Source organism: Aquirhabdus parva (genome assembly GCF_003351745.1).
GTDB classification, from domain to species: Bacteria; Pseudomonadota; Gammaproteobacteria; order Pseudomonadales; family Moraxellaceae; genus Aquirhabdus; species Aquirhabdus parva.
This window is the reverse complement of the sequence record NZ_CP031222.1, coordinates 1,011,973-1,035,654: the sequence shown is the minus strand read 5'-3', so window position 1 is coordinate 1,035,654 and position 23,682 is coordinate 1,011,973. Positions and strand designations below refer to the sequence as shown.

The 23,682-nt window shown below is 44.2% G+C and carries 22 protein-coding genes, 1 tRNA gene and 1 other RNA gene; 6 read left to right on the top strand and 18 right to left on the bottom strand.

Annotated features, from left to right (window positions below; genetic code table 11):
• Positions 1-76 precede the first annotated feature (76 nt).
• From HYN46_RS04595 to HYN46_RS04575, 5 genes are all read right to left on the bottom strand, one after another.
• Entirely contained in the window at positions 77-406 is a 330-nt protein-coding gene (locus HYN46_RS04595) for a DUF3325 domain-containing protein (RefSeq protein ID WP_114898301.1), read from the bottom strand.
• Positions 403-2,016 (bottom strand): PepSY-associated TM helix domain-containing protein, encoded by a 1,614-nt coding sequence (locus tag HYN46_RS04590; protein ID WP_114898300.1) that lies wholly within the window; start codon positions 2,014-2,016, stop codon positions 403-405. The genes HYN46_RS04595 and HYN46_RS04590 overlap by 4 nt, the downstream gene beginning before the upstream one ends.
• A 15-nt stretch (positions 2,017-2,031) precedes the next feature.
• Complete coding sequence (locus HYN46_RS04585) at positions 2,032-2,325, bottom strand: DUF3649 domain-containing protein (protein WP_114898299.1); 294 nt, start codon at positions 2,323-2,325, stop codon at positions 2,032-2,034.
• 444 nt (positions 2,326-2,769) lie between these two features.
• Positions 2,770-2,845: transfer RNA gene (locus tag HYN46_RS04580), tRNA-Gly, on the bottom strand.
• A 174-nt stretch (positions 2,846-3,019) separates the two neighbouring features.
• Positions 3,020-3,274 (bottom strand): hypothetical protein, encoded by a 255-nt coding sequence (locus HYN46_RS04575; RefSeq protein WP_114898298.1) that lies wholly within the window; start codon positions 3,272-3,274, stop codon positions 3,020-3,022.
• A gap of 237 nt (positions 3,275-3,511) precedes the next feature.
• Between HYN46_RS04575 and HYN46_RS04570 the strand changes: the two genes are divergently transcribed.
• Positions 3,512-4,048, top strand: a complete 537-nt coding sequence (locus HYN46_RS04570; RefSeq protein ID WP_114898297.1) for a DUF2058 domain-containing protein — start codon at positions 3,512-3,514, stop codon at positions 4,046-4,048.
• A 38-nt stretch (positions 4,049-4,086) separates the two neighbouring features.
• Here the strand turns inward: HYN46_RS04570 and HYN46_RS04565 are convergent, their stop codons facing one another.
• The 11 genes from HYN46_RS04565 to ffs all read right to left on the bottom strand — a co-directional run bounded on the left by HYN46_RS04565 (position 4,087) and on the right by ffs (position 15,545).
• Complete coding sequence (locus tag HYN46_RS04565) at positions 4,087-4,548, bottom strand: YcxB family protein (RefSeq protein ID WP_114898296.1); 462 nt, start codon at positions 4,546-4,548, stop codon at positions 4,087-4,089.
• A gap of 39 nt (positions 4,549-4,587) precedes the next feature.
• Positions 4,588-5,088, bottom strand: a complete 501-nt coding sequence (gene ispF / locus HYN46_RS04560; RefSeq protein WP_114898295.1) for a 2-C-methyl-D-erythritol 2,4-cyclodiphosphate synthase — start codon at positions 5,086-5,088, stop codon at positions 4,588-4,590.
• Between the two features lie 33 nt (positions 5,089-5,121).
• Positions 5,122-6,441: a YdgA family protein gene (locus HYN46_RS04555; RefSeq protein ID WP_114898294.1), complete on the bottom strand. Its 1,320-nt coding sequence runs from the start codon at positions 6,439-6,441 to the stop codon at positions 5,122-5,124.
• Positions 6,442-6,568: 127 nt separating this feature from the next.
• Complete coding sequence (gene ispD / locus HYN46_RS04550) at positions 6,569-7,303, bottom strand: 2-C-methyl-D-erythritol 4-phosphate cytidylyltransferase (protein ID WP_114898293.1); 735 nt, start codon at positions 7,301-7,303, stop codon at positions 6,569-6,571.
• Entirely contained in the window at positions 7,300-7,629 is a 330-nt protein-coding gene (gene ftsB, locus HYN46_RS04545; RefSeq protein ID WP_114898292.1) for a cell division protein FtsB, read from the bottom strand. Before ftsB ends, ispD begins: the two co-directional genes overlap by 4 nt.
• Positions 7,630-7,632: 3 nt before the next feature.
• On the bottom strand, positions 7,633-8,937 hold the full coding sequence (eno, locus tag HYN46_RS04540; RefSeq protein ID WP_114898291.1) for a phosphopyruvate hydratase: 1,305 nt from the start codon (positions 8,935-8,937) through the stop codon (positions 7,633-7,635).
• 182 nt (positions 8,938-9,119) lie between these two features.
• Positions 9,120-9,980 carry a 3-deoxy-8-phosphooctulonate synthase gene (gene kdsA, locus HYN46_RS04535; RefSeq protein WP_114898290.1) on the bottom strand — a complete coding sequence of 287 codons (861 nt, stop codon included), beginning with the start codon at positions 9,978-9,980 and terminating at the stop codon, positions 9,120-9,122.
• Between the two features lie 111 nt (positions 9,981-10,091).
• On the bottom strand, positions 10,092-11,741 hold the full coding sequence (locus HYN46_RS04530) for a CTP synthase (RefSeq protein WP_114898289.1): 1,650 nt from the start codon (positions 11,739-11,741) through the stop codon (positions 10,092-10,094).
• 278 nt (positions 11,742-12,019) lie between these two features.
• Positions 12,020-13,264: a porin gene (locus tag HYN46_RS04525; protein ID WP_114898288.1), complete on the bottom strand. Its 1,245-nt coding sequence runs from the start codon at positions 13,262-13,264 to the stop codon at positions 12,020-12,022.
• Between the two features lie 642 nt (positions 13,265-13,906).
• Complete coding sequence (ftsY, locus tag HYN46_RS04520; protein WP_228254887.1) at positions 13,907-15,064, bottom strand: signal recognition particle-docking protein FtsY; 1,158 nt, start codon at positions 15,062-15,064, stop codon at positions 13,907-13,909.
• Between the two features lie 384 nt (positions 15,065-15,448).
• An RNA gene (gene ffs, locus HYN46_RS04515) (signal recognition particle sRNA small type) lies at positions 15,449-15,545 on the bottom strand.
• 332 nt (positions 15,546-15,877) lie between these two features.
• Between ffs and HYN46_RS04510 the strand changes: the two genes are divergently transcribed.
• The 3 genes from HYN46_RS04510 (at position 15,878) to HYN46_RS04500 (ending at position 18,981) form a co-directional block, all read left to right on the top strand.
• A complete protein-coding gene (locus HYN46_RS04510) occupies positions 15,878-16,915 on the top strand; it encodes an MBL fold metallo-hydrolase (RefSeq protein WP_407640789.1) in 1,038 nt (345 codons plus the stop codon).
• Positions 16,916-17,114: 199 nt separating this feature from the next.
• Positions 17,115-18,125, top strand: a complete 1,011-nt coding sequence (locus HYN46_RS04505) for a YbgF trimerization domain-containing protein (RefSeq protein WP_228254886.1) — start codon at positions 17,115-17,117, stop codon at positions 18,123-18,125.
• 115 nt (positions 18,126-18,240) lie between these two features.
• Positions 18,241-18,981, top strand: a complete 741-nt coding sequence (locus HYN46_RS04500) for an SIMPL domain-containing protein (protein WP_228254885.1) — start codon at positions 18,241-18,243, stop codon at positions 18,979-18,981.
• A 71-nt stretch (positions 18,982-19,052) separates the two neighbouring features.
• Here the strand turns inward: HYN46_RS04500 and HYN46_RS04495 are convergent, their stop codons facing one another.
• Positions 19,053-19,832, bottom strand: coding sequence for a DUF2846 domain-containing protein (locus HYN46_RS04495; RefSeq protein ID WP_162818082.1), 780 nt, complete (start codon positions 19,830-19,832; stop codon positions 19,053-19,055).
• A gap of 353 nt (positions 19,833-20,185) precedes the next feature.
• Positions 20,186-20,860 carry an OmpA family protein gene (locus HYN46_RS04490; protein ID WP_114898286.1) on the bottom strand — a complete coding sequence of 225 codons (675 nt, stop codon included), beginning with the start codon at positions 20,858-20,860 and terminating at the stop codon, positions 20,186-20,188.
• A 384-nt stretch (positions 20,861-21,244) separates the two neighbouring features.
• Between HYN46_RS04490 and HYN46_RS04485 the strand changes: the two genes are divergently transcribed.
• Positions 21,245-22,219, top strand: coding sequence for an acyltransferase (locus tag HYN46_RS04485; RefSeq protein WP_114900601.1), 975 nt, complete (start codon positions 21,245-21,247; stop codon positions 22,217-22,219).
• A gap of 51 nt (positions 22,220-22,270) precedes the next feature.
• Positions 22,271-23,287 carry a preprotein translocase subunit SecA gene (locus tag HYN46_RS04480; RefSeq protein ID WP_114898285.1) on the top strand — a complete coding sequence of 339 codons (1,017 nt, stop codon included), beginning with the start codon at positions 22,271-22,273 and terminating at the stop codon, positions 23,285-23,287.
• The last annotated feature ends 395 nt before the right edge of the window (positions 23,288-23,682 follow it).

The following is a 23,682-nucleotide window of genomic DNA, read 5'->3' as shown; positions in this document are numbered from 1 at the left end:
ATGCTGAGCAAAGATCAATCATTTTTTTGATTGTAGGAGATTATCAACGAGAAAGAAAGCTATGATCCAATGAGGGTCAAAGACTAAAATAAGAATAGAAACTACCCAAAACCAATATCGTCCCAGCCACAGTTAATATACGGCTAGGCCAGTAACTCCGCATAGTAATGAAGCTAAAAGCACTCACGGCGAGCAAAATCCACCATGCAGCAAACCCGACTGAACCGCCCCACTTTGTCACGCTACACGATAATGAGGCAACAAGTAGCAGCCAGCCAATGATTCGTAATACCAGTGGATGAGGTTTGATTCGAGTTTGAGAAAATAGCTCGTTATAAGGACGACTCATCGCAGCGCAAAGCATCGTCCATGCCACAAAGGCCAATATAAACGACCATAACATCATGGTTTAGACACCTCTTCATGGTGAGGCGCATGAAGATCATGATGCGTTTTCGCTATCGTCCGTTTGGCATTATGTTTTTTCGAATGCTTGGGCTGCATCACTTTATAAGTCGCACAGGCAAAGAATAACCCCACTCCAAACACAGTCAAATCAAACGCTGCCAAGACAGTATGACCTTCACCCAATGTTGTCAGCAAAGAACTGCCGGGTGTCATCATCATATTAATAAAAGGAATGCCCATAAATAATATGGCTGCAACCGCCAACTGCTCACGCCATGCTTTCTGCCAAGGTCGAACTAATGCATGCACGAAGCTAAGCAACCAAAAAATAAAGAAGCTGCGTATTTCAAGATCTGAACGCGATGCCAATTGCGCTGAGATAAGACGATTCGCCCAGAAATATCCAGCCATGGCGATAGGTAGACCCGCAATTGCAGCAATATTCAGCCGCTCTACAAGATAGTGTCCGAATGAAGGCCTCCCCCCCTTTAGATTTTGAACACGGCGCTTCACTGTCCATAGAATCAAACCCGTCGCGATCATGACTGTGCCGAGTAAGCCTGAAAAAAAGAGCAGCCAGCGCAGTGGCCAACTGGCCAAGTGTGCTTCATGTAAGCCATAGATAACGCCGCCTGTTTGAGCCATAACACTTTGATTCTTCTGATTTGGCAATGGCGTACCTGTTACGGCATTAAAAGATAACGTTTCCCCCAAACGGTTATTCAATATTTCTTGAGGCATACGTGTAAAAGCAATCACGGCTTGATCCGTATTGGGGGACTTGACTTCAACACTGCCTATGGGACTTCCAAGCTGCCATTCTTTAGCGGTTTGCTGAATCATCAGCTCAAAAGGCTGCATCCGGTGGTTTATTGGCTTACTATCAAACTTCACAACTGCTGCACTATCTTGTAGCTCGTCGTACAACTTTCCCGTTTCACTGCCAAAACGTGCCATCAATCCCCATGGGATATAGAGATAGAAAAAGATCGCAAGACCCGTATAGGTAATCATGAGAAAAAAAGGTAAGGCAACAACGGCTGTGAAATTATGGAAATCAAGCCACGACCGTTGCCCTTTCTTTGGACGAAAGGTAAAGAACTCTTTGAAGATTTTCTTATGGGTAATCACACCACTGATCAGTGCGACTAGCATAAACATCGCACCTATCCCCACAATGATACGGCCAATGGTTGAAGGTAAGCCAAACAGTTGATAATGCATTTGATAAAAAAAATCACCGCCTAAGCTATCACGTGCAATGACTTTCTCACCTGTCAGTGGGTTCATCTCTTGGCTTTTATATTGACCATTTTCACCCGGCTCTTTCCAGAATGCAGAGGTCAGGGGCGCACGCTGGGTGGGCAGCGTTAAATACCAACTTTCGGCATGAGGTGCAATGCGATCTAAAGTCTTTAGTCCAATGAGCGCGGCGGTCTCAGGTGCAGGAACTTGAAATTGTGCTTCAGGGTGCATCCACTGATTGATTTCAGATTTAAAATACGAGGCGGTTCCCATAATGAAAATCGTAAAAATCAGCCAGCCCAGCACTAAACCAACCCAAGTATGCAACCATGCCATGGACTGACGAAAACTGTTATGCATCATGCAAGGCTCCAGCGCTTAGAACACCGCTCTTTTGATGAGATAAGAAATAGTCGCCAAAACCAATGTCGGCAGAATTAACCATAACCACGCTCGCCAAGCCGTTTTTGCTGCAAACGCCCAGATCACGGCAAGCAGATAAAAAATAAAACTCAATAAGCTTGCAAACAAAACGACCTCTGCCCGTGGACCCGGCAAAGCTAAAGATAAAAAAACCGTGATTGCAGATGCGAATACGTATCCACCCAAAATTGCGGCACCACAACGTGACGCCACCATCCATCGGTACGATGCTCTTGAACTTATGACCATGATCAATTCTTTAAAATCGAAGTAATATAAAATTTGCTGTGAGCATCACCTTGCCTCACGCCTAAGCTTGAATGTCTGCAAAAAAAGAGGCTTCATTCTGAAAGTAACCAGTGATGAACTAAATAGCAGGGGCTGGCTCACTGACACACATGTTAACGATAATGATTATCAAATACAATATTATTTATATTTATAAATAGGCTTTATAAAGGTGACAATAGTCTTTAATTAAATAAAAAAAGAATCGAAATATCCAAAGATAAGAAACAACGAATAAATTGAAAAAATATGGAGTCGACTAAACACTTCAAGCAAAGTTCAAGTACTGATCTAGTCATGTAACTTTTGTTCAGGCATAAAAAAATCCCAGCTAAAAAGCTAGGATTTTATGATTGATTACAATCATCTACAAAAACGGAATCGATTTTGGGGTCGATTCCAAACTGGAGCGGGAAAAGAGACTCGAACTCTCGACCCCAACCTTGGCAAGGTTGTGCTCTACCAACTGAGCTATTCCCGCAAACTGGTGATATTGAAACAATATCGAATCTGGTGATCACGACGCTTAACAACATCGTAACTAACGATGCGCATTCTATATGAATTCCAAAACCTGTCAATCGTTTTATCAATCCCGCAATACTAAGCGTGTAGTTTTCATCCAAAATGTTAGTATGCATCATTAACTTCATGTTCAGTGAAGAGGCTCGCCTTTCAAAAAACAGATCGCAATTAAGATCAGACTCAAAGACAGTATACTTGCAGTCCACTTCACAAACATAATTTGCACAGGAAAGACAACACACGCAAGCCCAAGCAAAAAAATATAACCAATAAGAACTAGCCATCCCTGCCAAACAATTGGAGCGCCCCAGCCCCAACCAAAACGTTTAGCTGGAAACCAATATTCAGGTCGTTTAGATGGCTTAACTGGCGACGAATTAAACATAACCCACTCCTTCAATCAAGGATCAACATAAGGACATCATCCAATGTGATCATTAATCATTATAAGCCGATCGTTCAAATACAATACAAAAACAGGACGCCTTAATGCCTTACCACAACATAGAACCATAGCACTCATCGCCATCCCCAAAAGAACTTCATCAAGACTTTGATTTACTTTAGTGCGGTGCCTTCTTAAACTATAAGCTTCTCTTTGATGAATTACGACATACGCACCATGGCAAAAAATGCACTCCAAGCACAACTCCTCAAAGCAGGACTCGTTGATGCCAAGAAAGCCAAAAAAATCAATCAACAGCAGCAGCACGCGATCAAAACTGGGCACAATGAGGATGATGTTAAGCAAGCACTGGCTGCAGCCCAAGCCGAAAAACTCGCACGAGATCAAGCCCTGAATCGAGAACGTCAACACGCATTAGAACTCAAGACTCAGGCTGCAAATATTCGTCAAATGCTGAGTCAGCATCAGATTAAAGACACATCAGGTGATGTCACTTATCAATTTATCGATGCAGGGAAAATCAAGAAAATTTACGTGACCCAAGAAGTCTACGATCAGATCGTGAAGGGTCGTATTGCGATCGCTCGACTCGATGAGCACTACCCGCTCTTACCGCGCGCTTTAGCGGATAAAATAGCCGAGCGTGCTCCTGAGGTGATTGTCATTCGTAATGAAAAAACAGTGCCACAGCAAGGCATCGATGAAGACGATCCTTATGCGGCGTATGTGATTCCCGATGATCTTATGTGGTAATACCAATAGATAGATAATCATTAGCATCCAATTAAGGCTTATCCTAATGGTGTAGGCGCTTTTCCGAGTACACGCTCTAGCTCAGCACGAATCTCACCATTAGGGATCGTAAGCACGGAACGACCTGAATAACGCACAATAATCCCGTCTTTACTCGCAAAGGATGTATCGAGCTTAGTCCACGGCACACTGAATGTCCCCTCGCTCAGTCTGACAGTTAAACCATTGTCATCGGTTGTATACTGAACAGCACCGATCTTCTGATTCGCCTTACTCAGTCGACTCAAGTGCAAAAAGATACGGACTAAAATGAGTCCAGTGAGTGTCAAAGCCATCCACAATTCCAGCCAAACGCCATGCTTGATCGTGTCGTATGCACCTATGACAAACAAACAGACCAATGCAATTAGCGTAAATTTGGTTTGCCATAGTACATAACGAATATGCAAACGACGTATAGCGCTGCGATAAGGTTCAACAGTCCAATCAATTGATTGCATGCAAATATCCACTCCCAAATAATTTTTATAAAACAGCTTCTAAGTCGCTTTTTTCGCCAAAAGTATTGTCGCTTGAGCAAGAATTCCTTCTTGACGTCCTGTGAAGCCCAGCTTCTCTGTTGTTGTCGCTTTCACACTGACACGATCAACGGATACCTGTAAATCGTCCGCAATGTTCTGCCGCATGGCCAGATTATGGGGGGCAAGCTTTGGACGCTCGCAAGCCACAGTGATATCTGCATTCACCAAACTAAAACCACGGTCTTGAATGATCTGATAGACATGGCGCAATAGCACGCGACTATCTGCGCCTTTAAACTGCACATCCGTATCAGGAAAATGCTGTCCAATATCTCCCAGAGCCAGAGCTCCGAGCAAGGCATCAGAGAGCGCATGCAAGATCACGTCTCCATCAGAATGCGCAATCAGCCCATGAGTATGCGGAATCTGTACACCTGCCAACGTGACATAATGGGTACTGCCATCATCGAAGGCATGAACATCCAGCCCTTGGCCTATGCGTAAATCAAATGGAGTCATATCCTACCTTTTATAAATTTAAATCACTCTAGATCAATTGAGCGGTGTGCCATTCACTGAAACTTTCCCTTCACAAACTTGCAACGTCGTCGTATAGCCATCCGCAGACTTGCTCAACAAACCCTCACTGACGGGTTTAGCAAGCATCATCTCAACCATTTGCGCACTCTGTTCAGGACTCGTCGGTTGACCTTGTGTTTTTCCAGCAATATCAGCAAGTTTTATTAACAGTGCTTGGGTCACATTGGCCTTACCATCGACACTAAACTTTTGCACGGCCGATTTAGGATCTTTCTGCTCTTCCACTGTTAGTGCAGGTAAATTTGCTGTTGCTTCCGCATGTGCCTTGCCATCAAAGAAGCCTATGTCCAAATGATTGACCTTGGCACTGATCCCTTTGGCAAAAATCGGCTGCGCAGCTTTGAGAAGTCGATCTGGTGCAGGCTTACATTGAGTTTGCATCTTTTGCATGACGGCAACGACATCTTTTAAAGCAAGCGCATCAATATGATCCGCAGTCACAGCAAGTTCAATTTTACCAATGCTCTTGCCCTCTTGAAGCAGCTCTGCAACTTTATAAGTCATGCTCATCGCAAAAAAACCATCTTTCTCCGTTGTCTCAGAAATGAGCTTAAAATCTTTAAAACCAAAAGACTTGCCTGCATTGACGGCATTCAACGCACTGAACACTAACTCACCTTGGCCTAGACCCAAACCAGATTGGCCTTTTTGACTATCAAAATCATAGCTGACTTTGTCCAGTGTAATCACGGTTTCTTTGTCAGCAGAGGTAAAGCTAATTCCAGGAGAGATGAGATTGCCATGCAAGCGGCTTGCGGTACGATCTTGGGTGATTTTACCGGTGAAGCCCTTCCATTCAAATGAGCCCTTTTCATTGCCAAACGTCGAGGCTGGGCTCATTACTTGCACCTGTAAACCACCCAAGAATCCCACATTGGTCTTAATCTGAAGGGGCTCTTTGGTTCCGAAAATTTTGGTTAGTATTGGACGCGCTTCTTCTGGCCAAATGATATGGGATTGAATTTCCCCCCAACCCAAAGATGGAAATACGCCATTCTTGATATCATCATACCCACTGAATTTGATCGTATGATCAGGCTCACAAGGATTTGGGGTAAAAATGACATCCCAGTCTACTCTACCCGTGAAAAAGCCAAATTGTTGTTTATTGATCACAATTTTAAGCGGCCCTAAAGCCCCATCATTTAATTTTGCCAATGCTTTTGGATACTGAGCAGCAATTTGCTGACCGCCATACCACGTCGTTCCACCCCATGTGATGCCTAATGCAACAACTACAGCGGCGCCCACTTTAATCAGTTGTGAATCCATACAAAAATCCAAAATATAATTGTGATGTGTCCATACCAAGGGCGCTCAATCAGTTTGACTAACTGAACACTCTCATCTTTTTTTTGAAAAGAAAATTCAATACTAATGAAGGCGAAGTAGCCCTCAGTTATATATGTTGTTGAGCCTGTAAGATAACGTCCGCCAAAGCCAAATCATCGGCATACGTAATTTTTAGATTATCCATGCGCCCTTCGATAATTTTCACCGAGAATCCAGCAAGTTCGACCGCACTGGCTTCATCGGTGACTTGTAAACCCTGTGTTTTTGCAGCAATAAGCGCATTATAAAGCACGCCAAAACGAAACATTTGTGGTGTTTGCGCTTGCCATAGATTATCGCGAGGGGCTGTTGCAAGGATAGTGTGATCATGAACCCGCTTTAAGGTATCACGAACTGGCGTTGCGAGAATGCCCCCGATATCATGATCATGGAGCTCATTGACTAAGCGATGTAAGCTCGTAGGGGCAATACAAGGTCTTGCGACATCATGAACTAAAATCCAGTCGTCCACAGCGGCCTTGTCTTTAAGATATTCCAGACCCGCTAGGACCGAGTCCATACGCTCAGCCCCACCCACGACAAATTGGATACGGTCAAGCGACTGATAATTCAATGTTTGAGCTTGAGTATCCCCCGCGGCAATCGCAATAACACAACCCGCAAGAGGCAGCGCAAATAAACGATTGATGCTATGCAGCATAATCGGTTGGTCTTGGAGTATGAGATATTGTTTGGGGATTTCAGAACCGAAACGACGCCCACTTCCAGCAGCAGGAACGACCGCCCAAAGCGTTGGAGCACGATCAGGAACATCAACGTCGCGAGCGAGTATCTCGCTCATGATGCTGGCGGAGCAGGTGCAGCGATAACAGGCGGCGGAAGTGCAGTCAACTGAACAAAAGTCTCATGCGGACGAATCAAACCCAGATCTAATCGTGCATGTTCTTCGACAGCTTCCATCCCATCTTTCAGATCATGAACCTCAGCAGACAGCACGCGATTGCGCTCTGCTAATTGATCATTTTGCTGATTTTGTTGCTGAATGAGTGACGCCAAACGCTGACGCTCACGATAACCACCCTCTCCCATCCACAGCTTAAACTGTAGAAAAGCAATCACCACAATGGCAACGATAAGGATGAGGCGACCGGTGAGCGTCGAGAGCATAGGTTAAGCCTTCAATGCTGCATTCAAACCACGGAACTCAAGCGCACCGCGATAAGGCGCATCTACCATCTCTTCGATACGCAACAATTGGTTATATTTTGCAACACGGTCTGAACGACACAGTGAACCAGTCTTGATCTGACCAGCTGCAGTACCGACAGCCAAGTCAGCAATCGTTGAATCTTCGGTTTCGCCTGAACGATGAGAAATCACAGTTGCATAGCCATTGGCTTTTGCCAAATAGATTGCATCCAAAGTCTCGGTAAGAGTACCAATTTGGTTGAACTTAATCAGAATCGCATTGGCAACGCCGGTATCAATACCTTTTTGCAGGATTGCAGGGTTGGTTACGAACAAATCATCGCCAACCAACTGCACTTTATCGCCACAAATATCAGTCAGATACTTCCAGCCTTCCCAATCAGACTCATCCAAACCATCTTCAATCGAAATGATTGGGTATTGACGTGCAAGACCTGCCAAGTAGTCAGCAAACTGATGATTGCTGAATGCTTTATTGCCTTCACCAGCCAATACGTATTGGCCATTTTTATAAAATTCAGTCGCCGCACAATCCAATGCCAGCATGATATCTGAACCCGCTTTATAACCGGCTTGTTCGATCGCCTGCAGAATCACGGTAATTGCTTCTTCATTCGAACGCAGGTTTGGTGCAAAGCCACCCTCATCGCCAACCGCAGTGTTTAAACCCTGTTTTTTCAGCACGCTTTTTAAGCTATGGAAAATTTCAGCACCAGCACGCAGTGACTCTGCAAAGCTGCTAAAGCCGATAGGCTCAATCATGAACTCTTGAATATCGACGGTATTATCTGCATGCGCACCACCATTGATGATGTTCATCATAGGTACTGGCATCGATAGCACAGACTGACCACGCAGATTTGCAATGTGTTGGTAAAGCGGCAGATGCAGTTGTGTCGCTGCGGCGCGCGCTGCGGCAAGAGATACTGCGAGCATCGCATTTGCACCGAGCTTCGATTTGTTTTCAGTATTGTCTAAAGCAATGAGTTTCTCATCCAAGCCTTTTTGATCACGCACATCAAAACCGAGCAATAGATCGCGGATGTCACTATTCACATTCTGAACGGCTGTACGTACACCTTTACCCAAATAACGAGACTTATCACCATCACGTAATTCTAACGCTTCACGTGAGCCTGTTGATGCACCGCTTGGCGCGGTACCACGACCTGTCGCACCAGATGCCAATGTAATATCAGCCTCAATTGTCGGGTTTCCACGCGAATCCAGAATTTCACGGGCGCGAATGTCAGTAATTTGACTCATTTAAAGCTCCTAATCGGACAAAACTGAGCAAGACCTTGATGGTTAATAGAAATCAATGTCTTGCTGATCATTTGAATCGTGCATATACACGATCACTATTTTAAAAACTGGGGCTAAGAAGATTAGCCACGCTTATCAATGAACCTTGAGCACTCAATATGAGACCCTAAGCTCCCCCGGACTCAATGTGTATCCAGTACTGCAAAACCTTTGACCAAATCATCAAGCTGTTTAATTTGAGTCAGAAATGCCTCTAATTGCGACATCCGCAGTGCACAAGGCCCATCACACTTCGCCACATCAGGGTTAGGATGAGCCTCTAAAAACAATCCTGCTAAACCCGTTGCCATCCCAGCACGGGCAAGCGTTGTAATCTGTGCACGTCGACCTCCCGCAGAGTCAGCACGACCACCTGGGGTTTGTAGTGCATGAGTGACATCAAAAAATACTGGCACATTCATGGCTTTCATCGTATCAAAGCCCAGCATATCGACGACAAGATTGTTATAACCAAAGCTGGAGCCACGCTCACATAAAATGAGTTTGTCATTTCCGGCTTCTAAACACTTATTCATGATATGGCGCATTTCATGCGGTGCAAGAAACTGTGCTTTTTTAATATTAATAATTGCATCGGTTTTAGCCATCGCATCAACCAAATCGGTTTGACGGCTCAGAAACGCTGGTAACTGAATGATGTCCGCGATCTCAGCGACAGGTGCCGCTTGATAGGGTTCATGCACATCAGTCAGGATCGGCACATTATATTTGGTTTTAAGTTCTGCCAGCCACTCCAAACCCTTTTCTAAACCCGGACCGCGGTATGAATGTAGGCTGGAACGATTCGCCTTATCAAAGCTCGCCTTAAACACATAAGGAATACCCAAACGAGTCGTAATATCGATATAGGTTTCTGCTATTTCAAAAGCCAGATCTTTTGATTCTAAAACATTCATTCCGCCAAATAAGACGAAAGGCTGATCATTGCCAATCCGAATTTGATCAAGTGTAATGAGAGATTGTGCTTTTAATTCCATACTCATCGGTCGCCTATGCAGGTGAAAGAAACACTGTTGATCAAGACATCATTTTTTAAATCTTAACAAGACGCGGCACCCTATTTACACATAGAATGCCGTGCATCGGGTAACGTATTAAGCCAAACGAATAGCCGAATACTGAATTGCCGCCTCAACAAAACTTGCAAACAACGGATGACCGCCGCGAGGTGAGCTGGTAAATTCTGGATGGAACTGACACGCCACAAACCAAGGATGATCAGCAACTTCAACCATCTCAACCAGATGTTGATCTGCAGAATAGCCAGATACCGTCATACCCGCAGCTTCTAATTGCGGAATATAGCGATTGTTCACTTCATAGCGATGGCGATGACGTTCAACAATTTCAGTTTTGCCATAGATCGCCAATGATTTACTACCTGCCTCTAATAGTGCTTTTTGAGCACCCAAGCGCATGGTTCCACCTAAATCTGAGGCATCATGGCGCGTTTGCAAATCACCGCGCTCATCCATCCACTCAGTAATCAAACCGATCAAGGGCTGAGTGGTACTGCGATTAAACTCAGTAGAGGTCGCTTCAGTCAGACCTGCAACATTCCGCGCATATTCAATCACAGCAAGCTGCATCCCTAAACAAATTCCCAGATAAGGAATCTTGTTTTCACGAGCAAACTGAATGGCATTCATCTTACCTTGTGTACCGCGCTCTCCAAAACCACCCGGCACCAAAATCGCATCGACTTCTTTTAAGCGCGCTAAATCAGCATTCGGTTGACCCGCTTCTAAACTTTCAGCATCAATATAGTCAATATTAACCTTGATACGATGGGTGATCCCTGCATGCAACAACGCTTCATTCAGTGATTTGTAGGCATCGGGCAGTTCAACATATTTACCCACCATGGCAATGCGCACTTCACCTTGGACATTCAACAAGGCATCCGTCACGGTATTCCAATCCGACAAGTCTGCAGGAGGCTTATCCCAACCAAAACGCTCACAAATTAAATCATCGAGTTTTTGATCATGGAAATTTTTTGGAATCAGATAAATACTTGGTGAGTCTTCAGCCAAGATCACTGCCCGCTCTTCAACGTTGGTAAACAGCGCAATTTTACGGCGGTTTTCTTCACCGATGGGATGATCTGAGCGACAAATGAGGATATCAGGTTGTAAACCGATGGAGCGTAACTCTTTAACAGAATGCTGTGTGGGTTTGGTTTTAGTCTCACCTGCAGAGGCGATATAAGGCACCAGTGTTAAATGCATCAGTAGTGAATTACGACTGCCTAGCTCGACACGCATTTGACGAACCGCTTCCATAAAAGGAAGAGACTCGATATCACCTGCCGTACCACCGATTTCAACGATAGCAACATCATAGCCCTCAGCACCGGCATGGATACGATGCTTAATTTCATCCGTGATATGCGGAATAACCTGCACAGTGGCGCCAAGATAATCACCACGGCGCTCTTTCTGAATAACTTCTGAATAAATTCGACCCGATGTGAAATTATTCTTTTTAGTCATCCGCGAGCGGCGAAGGAAGCGCTCGTAATACCCTAAATCAAGGTCAGTCTCAGCACCATCTTCAGTCACAAAGACTTCACCATGCTGAAAAGGACTCATCGTTCCTGGATCAACGTTAATATACGGATCCATCTTGGTCATGGTCACTTTCAAACCGCGTGCTTCTAACAGCGCGGCAACTGATGCGGCAGAGATGCCCTTACCGAGCGATGATACAACGCCACCAGTCACAAAAATATACTTCGTCATCAAGCTCACTCTAATCCTACCTATTCTTTGTGACTCAACATGCGACTTGACCACACGCTTCATTCAACACGACATCAACAAAATATGCTGATCATAAATTAATGGGTAATTTTAACGATCGGGGGGGGATAAAGCAAAGGCTTGCGACCAAGATATGTTGTTTTAGTGACAATTAACTTCACGGAATGCGTAAATCATCATGAGTAGACCTGATCAGGCATAAAAAAAACCCGCAACATGCGGGTTTTCTTATTTGAACTTAAACTACAGATTCAATCTTAGAACTTTTGTTCCAGACCCAAGCCAAAGCCTGAGTATTTGTAGTTAGAGTCTTGACCAGCGTTAGGTAGTGGAACTGCGATAGTACCTACGTTGTTTGGGTTTTTCAGAGTACGTTGAGCCCAGAAACCGTATACTTTGGTTTTTGCACTGAATGCATAATCCAAATCAACAGTCACTTGATCGATTTTTACATCAGAAATATTGTTGCCCAAAGATTTGGTTGTTGCGCTTTCCCATTGTGCTTTTGCTGACAGACCGTCCAAAATTGATGCTGGGAACTTGTAGATTGCACTAACCAAGTAACCGTTTTCTTTTGGAGAAGAACCTGCAAAGCCTGCAGCATTTTTGTCTGAAAGTTTAGCTTGTTGATACAAACCGTTCAGAGTTAAGCCATCAGCACCTGCCAATTTACCCAAATCAACGCTACCTACCCAACGGAATAGATCAGTGTTGTTTGAAGCTGAAGCAAAAGGATTGTTCACAGAAGTGATCGGCGCTTTGGTTGCGAATGCAAAAGTATTTGCAGCATTCCAGACGCTGGCTACGTTAACGTCATATGCAACACCAGTGTATAAACCAGCATCTTTATTCGCATAAATGATAGAGGTAGAAGTTGCTGTTGAACCAGTATTGCCTACTGCGTTTTTAGCGACTGTTTTTTCACTTGGGGAAACCAAGAAGTTTGCAGAGAATACGCCGTAGCCTGTATCAAACTTCGCTGATTCCAAAGCGATGACGTTGTTGATACGGTTTTCGCCAGCAAGTGTTTGCGTGCTATCAAAGCTACCATTTACGAAGTCATCCGCAACGTCAACACCTTGAGCTGGGTTAACGTACTGAAGTGTTTTTACGTTGGTATCCAAACGACCAAACTTCAAAGTACCCAAACCTTCATATTGCAAACCGATGAAGCGGTTACGAGCAGCGAGGTCATAGGTAGTACCAGTTGCAGAAGTATCGGTGTTGTTGTTGATTGATGGTTTTGAGTTGTTGCTGTTGTTATCAATCGCGACACCCCACTCGATACCATAAACTGCGCTTAGGTTATCAGTGAGTTTTTCGTTACCCTTGATGCCGAAACGTGAAGCGTTAGAATCAACTGTGGTTACACGGTTTTGATTCAGATCACTTTTGGTGTTATCAACAGAAACGTTGATTTTACCGTAAACTGAAGGACCATCCGCTTGTGCAGCGCCGATTGATGCGGCAGCAACCAAAGTAGCAAGAAGTAGCTTTTTCATTTCCAAACTCCAAAAAGGACATCAAAATAGGGTTATTGTGTGAGAAAAGTAGTTAAATCACCTTCAACTGGTGCGAAGTATACGCACCGAATTGTGACAATCTAGTTACATTCCTAAAAATCCTGTTACATCTTTAAAATTTTCTTACAATTTATTTGCCCAGCACCTGCATCATACAGAAAACAATTTGCTTTGCAAATATATAACGCAACTGTATGACAGAATCATGACAAGCAACAGAAAAATTAACATAAGCAATTGTAAAATAAACATTATTTAAAACAAAATTCTCAAAAAATCATATTTTTTTACTTCAAATGAGTATCTTCTACCCCCAATACATCACTTAAAAAATCAATAAATTCAAAAAATAGAAATTATTAATTTAAATTTTGCAACCATTCCGTGATTTATTTTGTGAGAATTTACGTCTTAACTTGTAGGATTGTGACGGTAATATTTCATGCCGTAAAATAATAATTGCTGATTTGCATATCACTTTTACTTACACGACGGTTACATTAGATACAAAATCAGCATAAGAACTCACCCACAAGAAAATTCAAGACAAAAAAAAAGCTGAGGAAATCCTCAGCTTTACTACACGACCCAACGATCTATTGATATTTTTTTACGTAAAACTTACTCATCGTTTTGGAACATTGCGGAAACAAAATCTTTCGCAGCAAAAGGACGCAAGTCATCAATCTTCTCACCTACACCAATGAATCGAATCGGGACATGACTGCGGCTCGCAATATTAAACAGCATCCCGCCTTTTGCTGTCCCATCTAATTTGGTGATGGTTAAGCCAGTCAGCCCTACAGCAGAATCGAATTCTTGTACTTGATTGATGGCATTTTGACCCGTACCAGCATCAACAACCAACATGATTTCATGAGGCGCCGTGGCATCAATTTTTTGCATGACACGTTTAACTTTTTTCAGTTCTTCCATCAAATTGCTTTTGGTATGTAAGCGGCCTGCTGTATCTGCAATCAATACATCAATACCTTTGGCTCTGGCACTCTCAAAAGCATCGAAAATAACTGAGGCGCTATCCGCGCCATTGCCTTGTGCAACAACCGCAATATCATTTCGCTCACCCCAAACTTGCAACTGCTCAGTTGCAGCGGCACGAAAGGTATCCCCTGCTGCTAACATGACCTTTTTGCCCTCTCCCTGCAAGCGCTTTGCTAACTTACCAATCGTAGTCGTCTTACCCACGCCGTTCACCCCAACCATTAGGATGACATAAGGACGCTTATTCGGATCGATATGAAGGGCTTTGACGCGTGGTGCGAGCAATGCAACCAATTCCTCTTGTAGTGCCTTATACAGTGCATTGGAGTAAATCAGTTCACGACGCGCGGTCCGCTCTGTCAAATTTTGTACGATTGTACGAGTCGCCTCAATCCCAATGTCTGCAACCAAAAGCTGAGTTTCGATTTCCTCAAGCAACTCATCATCGATCTCTTTACCACCAATGAGCAAATTGACCACACCATCGGTAAATCCACGACGCGTCTTTGCCAGACCTTGCTTCATCCGCCCAAAAAAACCGCTACCAGACTCCGAGTCGTCTACATGGCTTTCCGAGACAGAGCTAACTACAGAACTATTAACAACCACTGGAACCTCATCCTTAACAGCAGGAATAATAGGTGCAGCAGGTAAAGGTGGCTTGGGCAACTCAACGGCAACATCAGTAACCAGATGTTGAGCCGTCTTTTCAGGAAAGATGAGTGGTGCATTCAGACCAGAATACTGTGAAGGAGAGTTAGAAGATTGGTTTGACATGCTACTTTGGCTCGCTTTCAAGCAAAATAATGAAGAAGAGGATGCGCTAATTTGTAATACAAGGGTGAAACAGCCATGAATTCTAACATGTGAACTTATATAAAAATGCTTACAGCCCTAAAAACTCGACATGAATAGTCTTCAAACGACTATCACGGCACAACATATCAATATGTCTAAATTTGCTTTGATGTATCCCCAAGATCAGCACTATTCTAATGGGGGATAGAATCACTGTTTGCAAGGAACTAAGAGAACGAAAAAAGATTTGGTTTGATACGCTGAAGAACGATTTGTTTTAGACCATTTACGCCGAGGATACGTTGACGCGTTAATAGCTTTATATAGTTATTTTTTTCGAGGGAATCAGAAATCTGGTGGCAACCCCACTAGCAAAGCTTCGGCACATGTCATAATTGCTACCGTTGCTACCTTCCGGTCCTGGCGGGGTTTACAAAGTGACATTGCGAAGTAACCAGCAGGGCTACCATTGAGCCGGCTAGTATAGTGAAAAACGTTATTATTGCAAGCCCAATTACTGGCGCACTTAAAGCCATGCCCAAAAATGAGCCTAAAGCACTCTTTCTTTAAAGAGGGTTATTGTGTAATAGATCACAATAATCCTACCAGCCTAGGTAGATTACTGCGTTATTGTTAGGCAATTTAGACGCTAACATCATATTGAAATACGCTATGGTCTACTATAGTTAATCAATCATAGCCTCCTTTATTTTTTATCCTGAGTCCTCGAACGAGCTCCTATTATTTATGGCAAAGTCTCTTATTCCGCAATTCTACATCAAGAATTTATTTATAAAGAAAACCGCCAGCAAGACCACCTCCCTACCCACGGAAATGGATTTGAGTGAGGGATGGTTTGTGCCTGCCTATGAGCGTCCAAAAGCTAGTCATACGACACCGACCCACTTTAAGCATCCTTGGACACTGCCTAAGCGCGGAATGACGGTTGCTGAATGGTTAATCAACCGTAAGAAAGCCCAGTGGCCAATCTGGGAAGAAAACATTCCTTTTGATGCCTTACCCACAGCCCGACCAGATGCTGCACTCGATGACTGGCAGGCTTGGTTCGTAGGTCATTCAACGGTTTTAGTGCAAATTGGTCCTTATAACTTCTTGACTGATCCTGTCTGGGCGATGCGAACCAGTCCAGTGCCGTTTGCAGGACCGCGTCGCGTCCGTCCAGCCGGAATCGCACTTGAAGATCTTCCACCCATCGACGCCGTATTACTCAGTCACAACCACTACGACCATATGGATCTTGCATCCTTGGCCTGGCTTTATAAGCGTGATCGCATGCCTATCTATACCGGTCTGGTTAATAGTCAATACCTACCGCCCCATATGCGAGTGATTGAACTGGATTGGTGGGAATCCACACCTTTTCATAAAGATGATCGCATCAAAATCGTGTATACCCCAGCCCAGCATTTTTCAGGGCGTGGCCTTAAGGACAGTAACATGGCACTTTGGGGAGGTTTGTCGGTACTGACCCCAGATGATCATTTATTCTTTGCCGGTGATACGGGATATGCCCATCACTTTAAAGAAGTCCGTGCGCGATTAGGTGCCCCGCGTTTAGCATTACTCCCCATCGGGGCTTACGAGCCCCGCCCGGTGATGCATGTTATGCATATGAATCCTAGCGATGCTGTACAAGCCCACTTAGACTTAGAAGCCACACAGTCTCTTGCAATTCATCATCGAACCTATCAGTTGACCGATGAAGCCATGAATCAACCCTTACTGGATCTTGCAAGTGCGCTGAGTCACGCGGGCCTGTCTGCAGACGTGTTTGCTACACCCAGCGAAGGCCATAGCATCCTCGCCTGATTTTCACATCAAAGTCATACTCCAACTTTGATGTGAATGTATGTATAAAACGATACGAATCATCAACGTCCGAAGGCATTCACACACGCTATGATCCTCGACATACGGGGCTGGTTTGAAAGCGATTAATTTGTCAGGCAAACACACATCCATTAATGTTAGTCTTAAGCTCATCAGCCTGTTTATATGGATTTTTATTATGAGAAACATCGCCTTGAAAACGAATTTAAAAACAACAATTCCCGTAGGCACGTTAGGTACGGGCTTTACGCGTCTGTCGCTCAGTTTAGGCCTGATGATGGGGCTAATCACCACCACAACACTGTCGACTCATGCCGCAATCCCCGTTGAATCACGCCCACTCACATCGTCATCTGCTGTTGGCGGCGTTGACAGCACTCAGACCTCACAACTGTGGCAACTCACGCAACAAATCCAGAAACTAGAAAACGAAGTCCGTGATCTACGCGGTAAAGTTGAAACACATGACAATGACATTGATCAATTGCAAAAAGAAGCCAAAAATCACTATACCGATTTTGATCAACGCATTGCTCAAAGCCAAGATGACATCAAAAAACTGCAAGCTGCACAAGCGCCAGCATCAGTCCCTGCCACTACGCCTTCGACTGATGGTGCACCAACAACGACTACAGTACCCGGCACGGCTCCTGCAGCCGCAGCGACAGGCGATGAAGCTGATAAAGTCGCTTATATCGCTGCTTACGATGCATACAAAGCTGGTGGTGCAGCGAAAGCCATTGCGCCGATGAAGAAATTTATCACCGATTACCCGAATAGTCCTTTTGTTCCAAATGCTTATTACTGGCTGGGTGAATTTAATCTCGCGATTACACCACCCAACTTTGCTGCTGCGTCAAGCAACTTTAAAATCGTCAGTAATCAATATCCCAAAAGTGCTAAAGCCGCAGCAGCAACCTATCGTTTAGCGACCTTAGCCGATGTAGATCAACATCAAGCCAGCGCGATTGCATTGATGAAAACCATTTTGAAAAACTATCCGGGCACACAAGAAGCTGGCTATGCCACGGATTACTTGAAGTCACATGCGTCTACTTCAACTGAAGAGAAAAAAGCGACACCCAAGAAAGCTGAGAAAGTGAAAGCGGAAGAAGCAACCAATCAAAAAGCAAAACCCGCCACCAAAAAGAAAGTGAAAACCAAAGACGATGATGATACTTCAGCTTAAAGCATAATCAATCCATACTCTTCAGTGCAGATCAGATGGCTGGAGAGTAACCCAAAAAATGTTATGCAACGAAAGTTCGTACAACTTGAGTCCACACTTACAGGATCCGCATATTATGTCAACCACGCCCCGCGTTATTCGATCAACACCTATGCAAAGAAATTTTCTACTTGCCAGTATCTTAGGACTTAGTGCAATGGTTGCCAGTACGCCTACATTTGCAGAACCTGTTCGTGAACACCGGATCGTCAACTTGCAAGCTGAAACCAGCCGCGATGTGCAAAATGACGAAATGCAAGCGACGCTTTACACAGAGCTCAATAACACCAATCCAACGACTTTGGCACGAGATACCGCCCAGATCGTGAATAAAGCCATGGATCTTGCCAAAGCTTACCCAAGCGTGAAAGTCAGTAGCGGCACCCAAAGCACTTATCCCATCTACAGTGATAAGAACAAACTCACAGGCTGGCGAGGTCGTGCGGAGATTCAACTCAAAACTTCAGACTTCAAAGCTGGCAGTGAGTTAATCGCCCAACTGCAAAGCAATATGCAACTTGAAGCCGTGAATTTTTCAGTCTCCGCGCAACAACGTTTGAAAGTTGAAAATGAACTCCTCACAGACATCACCAAGATTTTCCGTGAGCGTGCCTCATTACTACAAAATGCATGGGGTGCCAGTAAATATGAGCTGGTTGAAATGAATATCACCAGCAGTAATGATGAGCCTCGCCCCTATCCTATGATGATGCGTATGGCTAAAGCCGAAGCCAGCGATGCAGTGCCTGCCCAAGCTGTTCAAAGCGGTAATAGCAAAGTCCGTGTACAGGCCAATGGTAGCATCCAACTACAATAACATCTGACAGATATCCATAAAAAAAGCCCACCATGAAGGTGGGCTTTTTATTGATCTCATCTATAGTCAGATTACCAAGAAAACGGATTCCACCAGCGGAATGAGAATGGGCGACCCAACACCACATCTTGTTTCTCTTCCACACGTGCTTTGGGCACAGGCTTCCCTTCTTGTCCATTGAATGAAGCAAAATCGCCTTTTGCGACATCTTGCGATGCAATCTTAACGGCTTTGTCCGGATCATCCACAAAACTATAACCTGGGGTTTTGAGCGTGGTAGCGCGAATCTCGGCCAGACCGTCTTTCTCAGGCATCTGGTTCAAAGGACCTGCACGTAGTAAACCCAGTGCCTCATCGGGATGACCGCGGAAATTTTCTTCATCATAACGTAGATAATAGGTACGACCTGCTTCCACTTGGAAATCAACGACAGTCCCTTTTTGAAAATAAAGTGGTCCTAAGGGGCGGCTTATTTTCAACCGATAAACACCGGGATTCATTTCTAACCAGTAATAATGGTTGTCTGTTAAGCTCGGCAACCGCATACCATTAATGAAAATACTACTGGCCAGAATTTCTTGTTCATTCCATTTGCTGTGAGGTCGATAGAGGTAAACCAAGGCAAACTTTTGATCGAGAACAGGTACAGGTTGAAAAAGCTCCCCCTGATTCTTTTTAAAACGATCTACAGCCCAGCTTCCAAGCGAGAAACCATGTGGTTTGAATCGATCATAAGGAGAATCTGGTTTGGTGGTGTCCAATTGCGGAAGCTTTTGGCTTTCAACAATACTCGGATCACTGACTGTCCCACTACCAAAAGAGGGCAAATGATCACGTGCGGACTGAATCATGCTACATCCTGATAGCACGAGTAACCCAGATATCGTCGTAACAGACATCGTAATAGACAAATGACGCATAGCTTCCCTCAGCGTTTTAATCTTGTTTTTTGATTATCGGTGCTCGAATCAATCTATCTAAAACCAACGATCTCGTTGCAACTTTAGATAATAATAAGCAATCGTATCACTCATCAAGGTTTTGACAAAACTTTATCATCGGAAATACTGACATAAATACAAACAAACATCATTTTGCCGCACTGCTGTCAAAATAGTGACATAAAAAAAACCGATTGGATCGGTTTTTTTATTACCTAAGATAAAGCATCGCACGCATTAGGCACGATGCTCATCAACAGATCTTAGCCTTGGCCTGGAACGGTTGCAGGTGGGTTCACACTGATTTCAACACGACGGTTTTGGCTACGACCTGCCTCAGTTGAGTTGTCTGCAACTGGGTTGTTCATGCCATAACCAACTGCTTGCACACGGCTTGCTGCAACACCTTGACGAATCAAGTAGTTCGCAACACTGTTTGCACGCTCTTGTGACAATTGTTGGTTGTATGAAGCATTACCAACATTGTCGGTGTAACCACGAACAGTAATCGTTTGTTGGTTATAAGAACTCAAGGTCTGAGCCAACTGAGACAGCGTGCCAGAGAACGATGGGTTGATATCTGAACGTGCAGTTGCGAAGGTAATCGCGCCAGGCATAATCAGATCTACAGCGCCAGTTTGCTGGTTACGTTCAACCGCAACGCCAGTACCTTGCATTTGTTCACGCAGTTTTTTCTCTTGGGCATCCATATAAACACCCACACCACCACCGAGCAGACCACCAGCAGCAGCACCAATCAGAGCTGCTTTGCCTTTATGACCACCACCAGTAGCGGCACCAATTGCAGCGCCTAATAATGCACCAGCTCCACCGCCGATCGCCCCTTTACTCACTTGGCTTTGGCCAGTGTATGGATTTGTTGTACAGCCTGATAAAGCCAAGCCTGCTACTAAAGTTGTTACAACCAATGCACGCATGAACTTTCTCCTCGTCACTCAAGTAATTGGATGGGTACATTCTGAGGATAGCACCCATATCACTGCCATGAGTTTTTTGTTAACAAAGAGACACATTGTTACAAATTCTATTTTTCATATTTTATAACTAATTGTTTTTAAAAAGATCCATGTAAAGTAATTTTTGAGTCACTTTCCTTAGCGGTTAATTTTTCCGACGAAAGAAATGAGAAAAGCGCTATAAAATCAATTAATAAATCAGTACAGATTGACAAAAAGGCTGAACTTAATGCTTTAAGCGCTTAAATCGTCTTTTATGCACATTGCCCTCTGTATGCTGAATCAATATGATGTTGCCATGTTTTTATATTTATACCGTATTCTCTGGAGCTGATCATGGCACGTATTTCCGCACTCACTAGACCTAAAACGATCATTGAGCGTGCACGAGGCACACTCATGGGTGCCGCCATTACTGCCAATACCTTTACCTTTGGACCACCAGTCCTTGCCGTAGGTCTGGCAAGATCACTCATTCCGCAAAAATTAGCGGGTCAACGTTTAGATGAACTTGCCGTAACACTCACCAATCAATGGCTACATTTTAACAGTTGGCTCATAGATCGCGCTTTACCGGATATTGAGTGGCAACTCACCATGCCCACCACAGATCTCAGTTTGGAAAAACAATACTTACTGATCTGTAATCACCAAAGCTGGGTGGATACTACGGTCATGCAATATATCGGATTGCCACGGATGCCACTCACCCGCTTCTTTACAAAATGGGAACTCATCTTTATTCCATTTTTAGGGTTGGCCTTTAAAATTCTGGGGTTTCCGATGATGAAACGTCATAGTAAAGAAGCCATTGCCAAAAATCCTGCACTCAAACAACAAGATTTACTCGAAGCCAAGCGTGCCTGCGAAAATCTTTTAAATCGCCCCTTTACCCTGCTCAACTATCTGGAAGGCACGCGCTTCACAGAAAAAAAACATGCCGCACAAAAATCTCCGTATGCAAACCTACTCAAACCCAAAGCAGGGGGCATCGGTCTGGCACTGCAAATTTTAGGTCAGCAAGTGGATGGCTTACTGGATATGACCATCGTGTATCCTGATGGCATTCCGGGATATACCGACTTCTGGATGGGCCGTGTACGTCGAATTGGTGTGGATTTACGCGAGATTCAAATTCCAGCATGGGTATTGGCAGGTGACTATGAAGAAGATCCGCAGTTCCGTCAGCAGTTCCAGGACTGGGTTGCAGGACTTTGGGAAAATAAGCAGCAGACTATTAATCAAATGCTGGCACGCTTCAATAACGAAGATAATGCACTCTCTCCGGCATCATTAAGTATTCCTGCAAAACAAAAATAAATAATCCGTTGTAGACATGAAAACGGAATTTCTTAAAGGATAAAAACGACGATGACGAGCAAAGCCCCAAACATAGGCGACATGGAAAGTCATCGTCCACCTTCTCCCCCATACAAGCACACTCGCCTAAATTTAATCTATGACATGGCCATGGTGGCCGGTATCATCATTAATTTATGCTTGCTTGGGGTGGAATATGTACTTGGTGCAAACTTCACATGGGTCAATGATGTCATGCATTTCTTGCATGTGTCGCCCGCATCAGAAGAGGGTCTGAAAAACTCAATTCATGACATTAATGCTTTTTTTACGATATTCTTGATTATTGAGTTGCTGATTCGTTGGGGCATCGCCATCATTCAACGACGATACTATCGTTGGTTCTTCTTCCCTTTTATTCATTGGTACGAAGTTTTAGGTTGTTTTGCCATCCTGCGCCCACTGCGCTTGCTACGTGCCTTTGTCATTGCATATCGTCTATATCTGCTGGGTTACCCCGTACTCCCTCGGAGCTGGATTCGAAAAGGACAGTTTTATTACGAATTGGTACTAGAGGAACTCTCTGATCGAATTGTTTTGCAAGTGATTGATGGGGTATCCACCGAGTTTACAGAAAACCAAACACACTACGTCCTTATCGAAAAAATTATTGCCAAGCATCGCCCAATGATCAGTAGAGCATTGATTGAGGCCCTTGAAGCAAGCTTGCCCAATGCCATTAAACTGCATCAAACAAACATTAGCCAATATGTCGCGGCGGCCGTAGAGCGCTCTATACAAAATACACCCGAGCTACAACAGATTCTAAAATTGATGCCTGTGGTGGGTACACTACTCTCCCAGCGTATTGAGGCTATCGGTGCACGGCTTGGAGAAAATATTGCGCTTGAGCTGATTTATCCACTCACTGAGCAACCCAACCCGCTCTATGCCGAGGTCGCCCATCAGATTGGTACGCTGGATTTCCCAGCTCCCGAAATCGAAGCCCTGATCGACTCCATTGTGATTGAAACATTAAAAGTGGTGCGTGAACAGGTTTCTATCCAACAGTGGAAGGCCAAACTCTGACCAACATTTAGGGCCACTTTAAAAAAAGCTACCCACAATTGATGGGGATAGTGCTGTGGGTAAATCGAAGTGAGCATGTCCAGATGCCTGTATTTTCTTACCACAGAGAAGATTGGTTATTTTTCACCCGCCTCTTTCTCGGTTGACTCACATCTGAATCTTGCGCATCGTTTTTACGCGATAAAAGCTGAATAACTGATTTATGAGCCAATCCTTATGCGCTCATTTTCATGCGCTTGTCTCTGGCACTCTGGATGATTTTCCTCTACGATGCAGTCATTAAATCGGATCTGAGCGGGAAGCAAACGCAGATAAGCGTGATATGACATTTGGGTATTATTTTGATATCCCTCATAGACAAAGAACGCTCGATTTCAATCCAAACCATTTTTCTC

Excerpts from the sequence above, each read along its gene's own strand:
- ftsY (WP_228254887.1), bottom strand. The coding sequence starts at position 15,064 with ATGTCAAACCAATCTTCTAACTCTCCTTCACAGTATTCTGGTCTGAAT.
- HYN46_RS04495 (WP_162818082.1), bottom strand. The coding sequence starts at position 19,832 with ATGATTCAGTCCGCACGTGATCATTTGCCCTCTTTTGGTAGTGGGACA.
- HYN46_RS04505 (WP_228254886.1), top strand. The coding sequence starts at position 17,115 with ATGAGAAACATCGCCTTGAAAACGAATTTAAAAACAACAATTCCCGTA.
- ispD (WP_114898293.1), bottom strand. The coding sequence starts at position 7,303 with ATGAGCGAGATACTCGCTCGCGACGTTGATGTTCCTGATCGTGCTCCA.
- HYN46_RS04490 (WP_114898286.1), bottom strand. The coding sequence starts at position 20,860 with ATGCGTGCATTGGTTGTAACAACTTTAGTAGCAGGCTTGGCTTTATCA.
- ftsB (WP_114898292.1), bottom strand. The coding sequence starts at position 7,629 with ATGCTCTCGACGCTCACCGGTCGCCTCATCCTTATCGTTGCCATTGTG.
- HYN46_RS04525 (WP_114898288.1), bottom strand. The coding sequence starts at position 13,264 with ATGAAAAAGCTACTTCTTGCTACTTTGGTTGCTGCCGCATCAATCGGC.
- HYN46_RS04480 (WP_114898285.1), top strand. The coding sequence starts at position 22,271 with ATGACGAGCAAAGCCCCAAACATAGGCGACATGGAAAGTCATCGTCCA.
- HYN46_RS04565 (WP_114898296.1), bottom strand. The coding sequence starts at position 4,548 with ATGCAATCAATTGATTGGACTGTTGAACCTTATCGCAGCGCTATACGT.
- HYN46_RS04585 (WP_114898299.1), bottom strand. The coding sequence starts at position 2,325 with ATGGTCATAAGTTCAAGAGCATCGTACCGATGGATGGTGGCGTCACGT.
- HYN46_RS04575 (WP_114898298.1), bottom strand. The coding sequence starts at position 3,274 with ATGTTTAATTCGTCGCCAGTTAAGCCATCTAAACGACCTGAATATTGG.
- kdsA (WP_114898290.1), bottom strand. The coding sequence starts at position 9,980 with ATGAGTATGGAATTAAAAGCACAATCTCTCATTACACTTGATCAAATT.
- HYN46_RS04590 (WP_114898300.1), bottom strand. The coding sequence starts at position 2,016 with ATGATGCATAACAGTTTTCGTCAGTCCATGGCATGGTTGCATACTTGG.
- HYN46_RS04530 (WP_114898289.1), bottom strand. The coding sequence starts at position 11,741 with ATGACGAAGTATATTTTTGTGACTGGTGGCGTTGTATCATCGCTCGGT.
- HYN46_RS04570 (WP_114898297.1), top strand. The coding sequence starts at position 3,512 with ATGGCAAAAAATGCACTCCAAGCACAACTCCTCAAAGCAGGACTCGTT.
- HYN46_RS04595 (WP_114898301.1), bottom strand. The coding sequence starts at position 406 with ATGATGTTATGGTCGTTTATATTGGCCTTTGTGGCATGGACGATGCTT.
- HYN46_RS04500 (WP_228254885.1), top strand. The coding sequence starts at position 18,241 with ATGTCAACCACGCCCCGCGTTATTCGATCAACACCTATGCAAAGAAAT.
- ispF (WP_114898295.1), bottom strand. The coding sequence starts at position 5,088 with ATGACTCCATTTGATTTACGCATAGGCCAAGGGCTGGATGTTCATGCC.
- eno (WP_114898291.1), bottom strand. The coding sequence starts at position 8,937 with ATGAGTCAAATTACTGACATTCGCGCCCGTGAAATTCTGGATTCGCGT.
- HYN46_RS04555 (WP_114898294.1), bottom strand. The coding sequence starts at position 6,441 with ATGGATTCACAACTGATTAAAGTGGGCGCCGCTGTAGTTGTTGCATTA.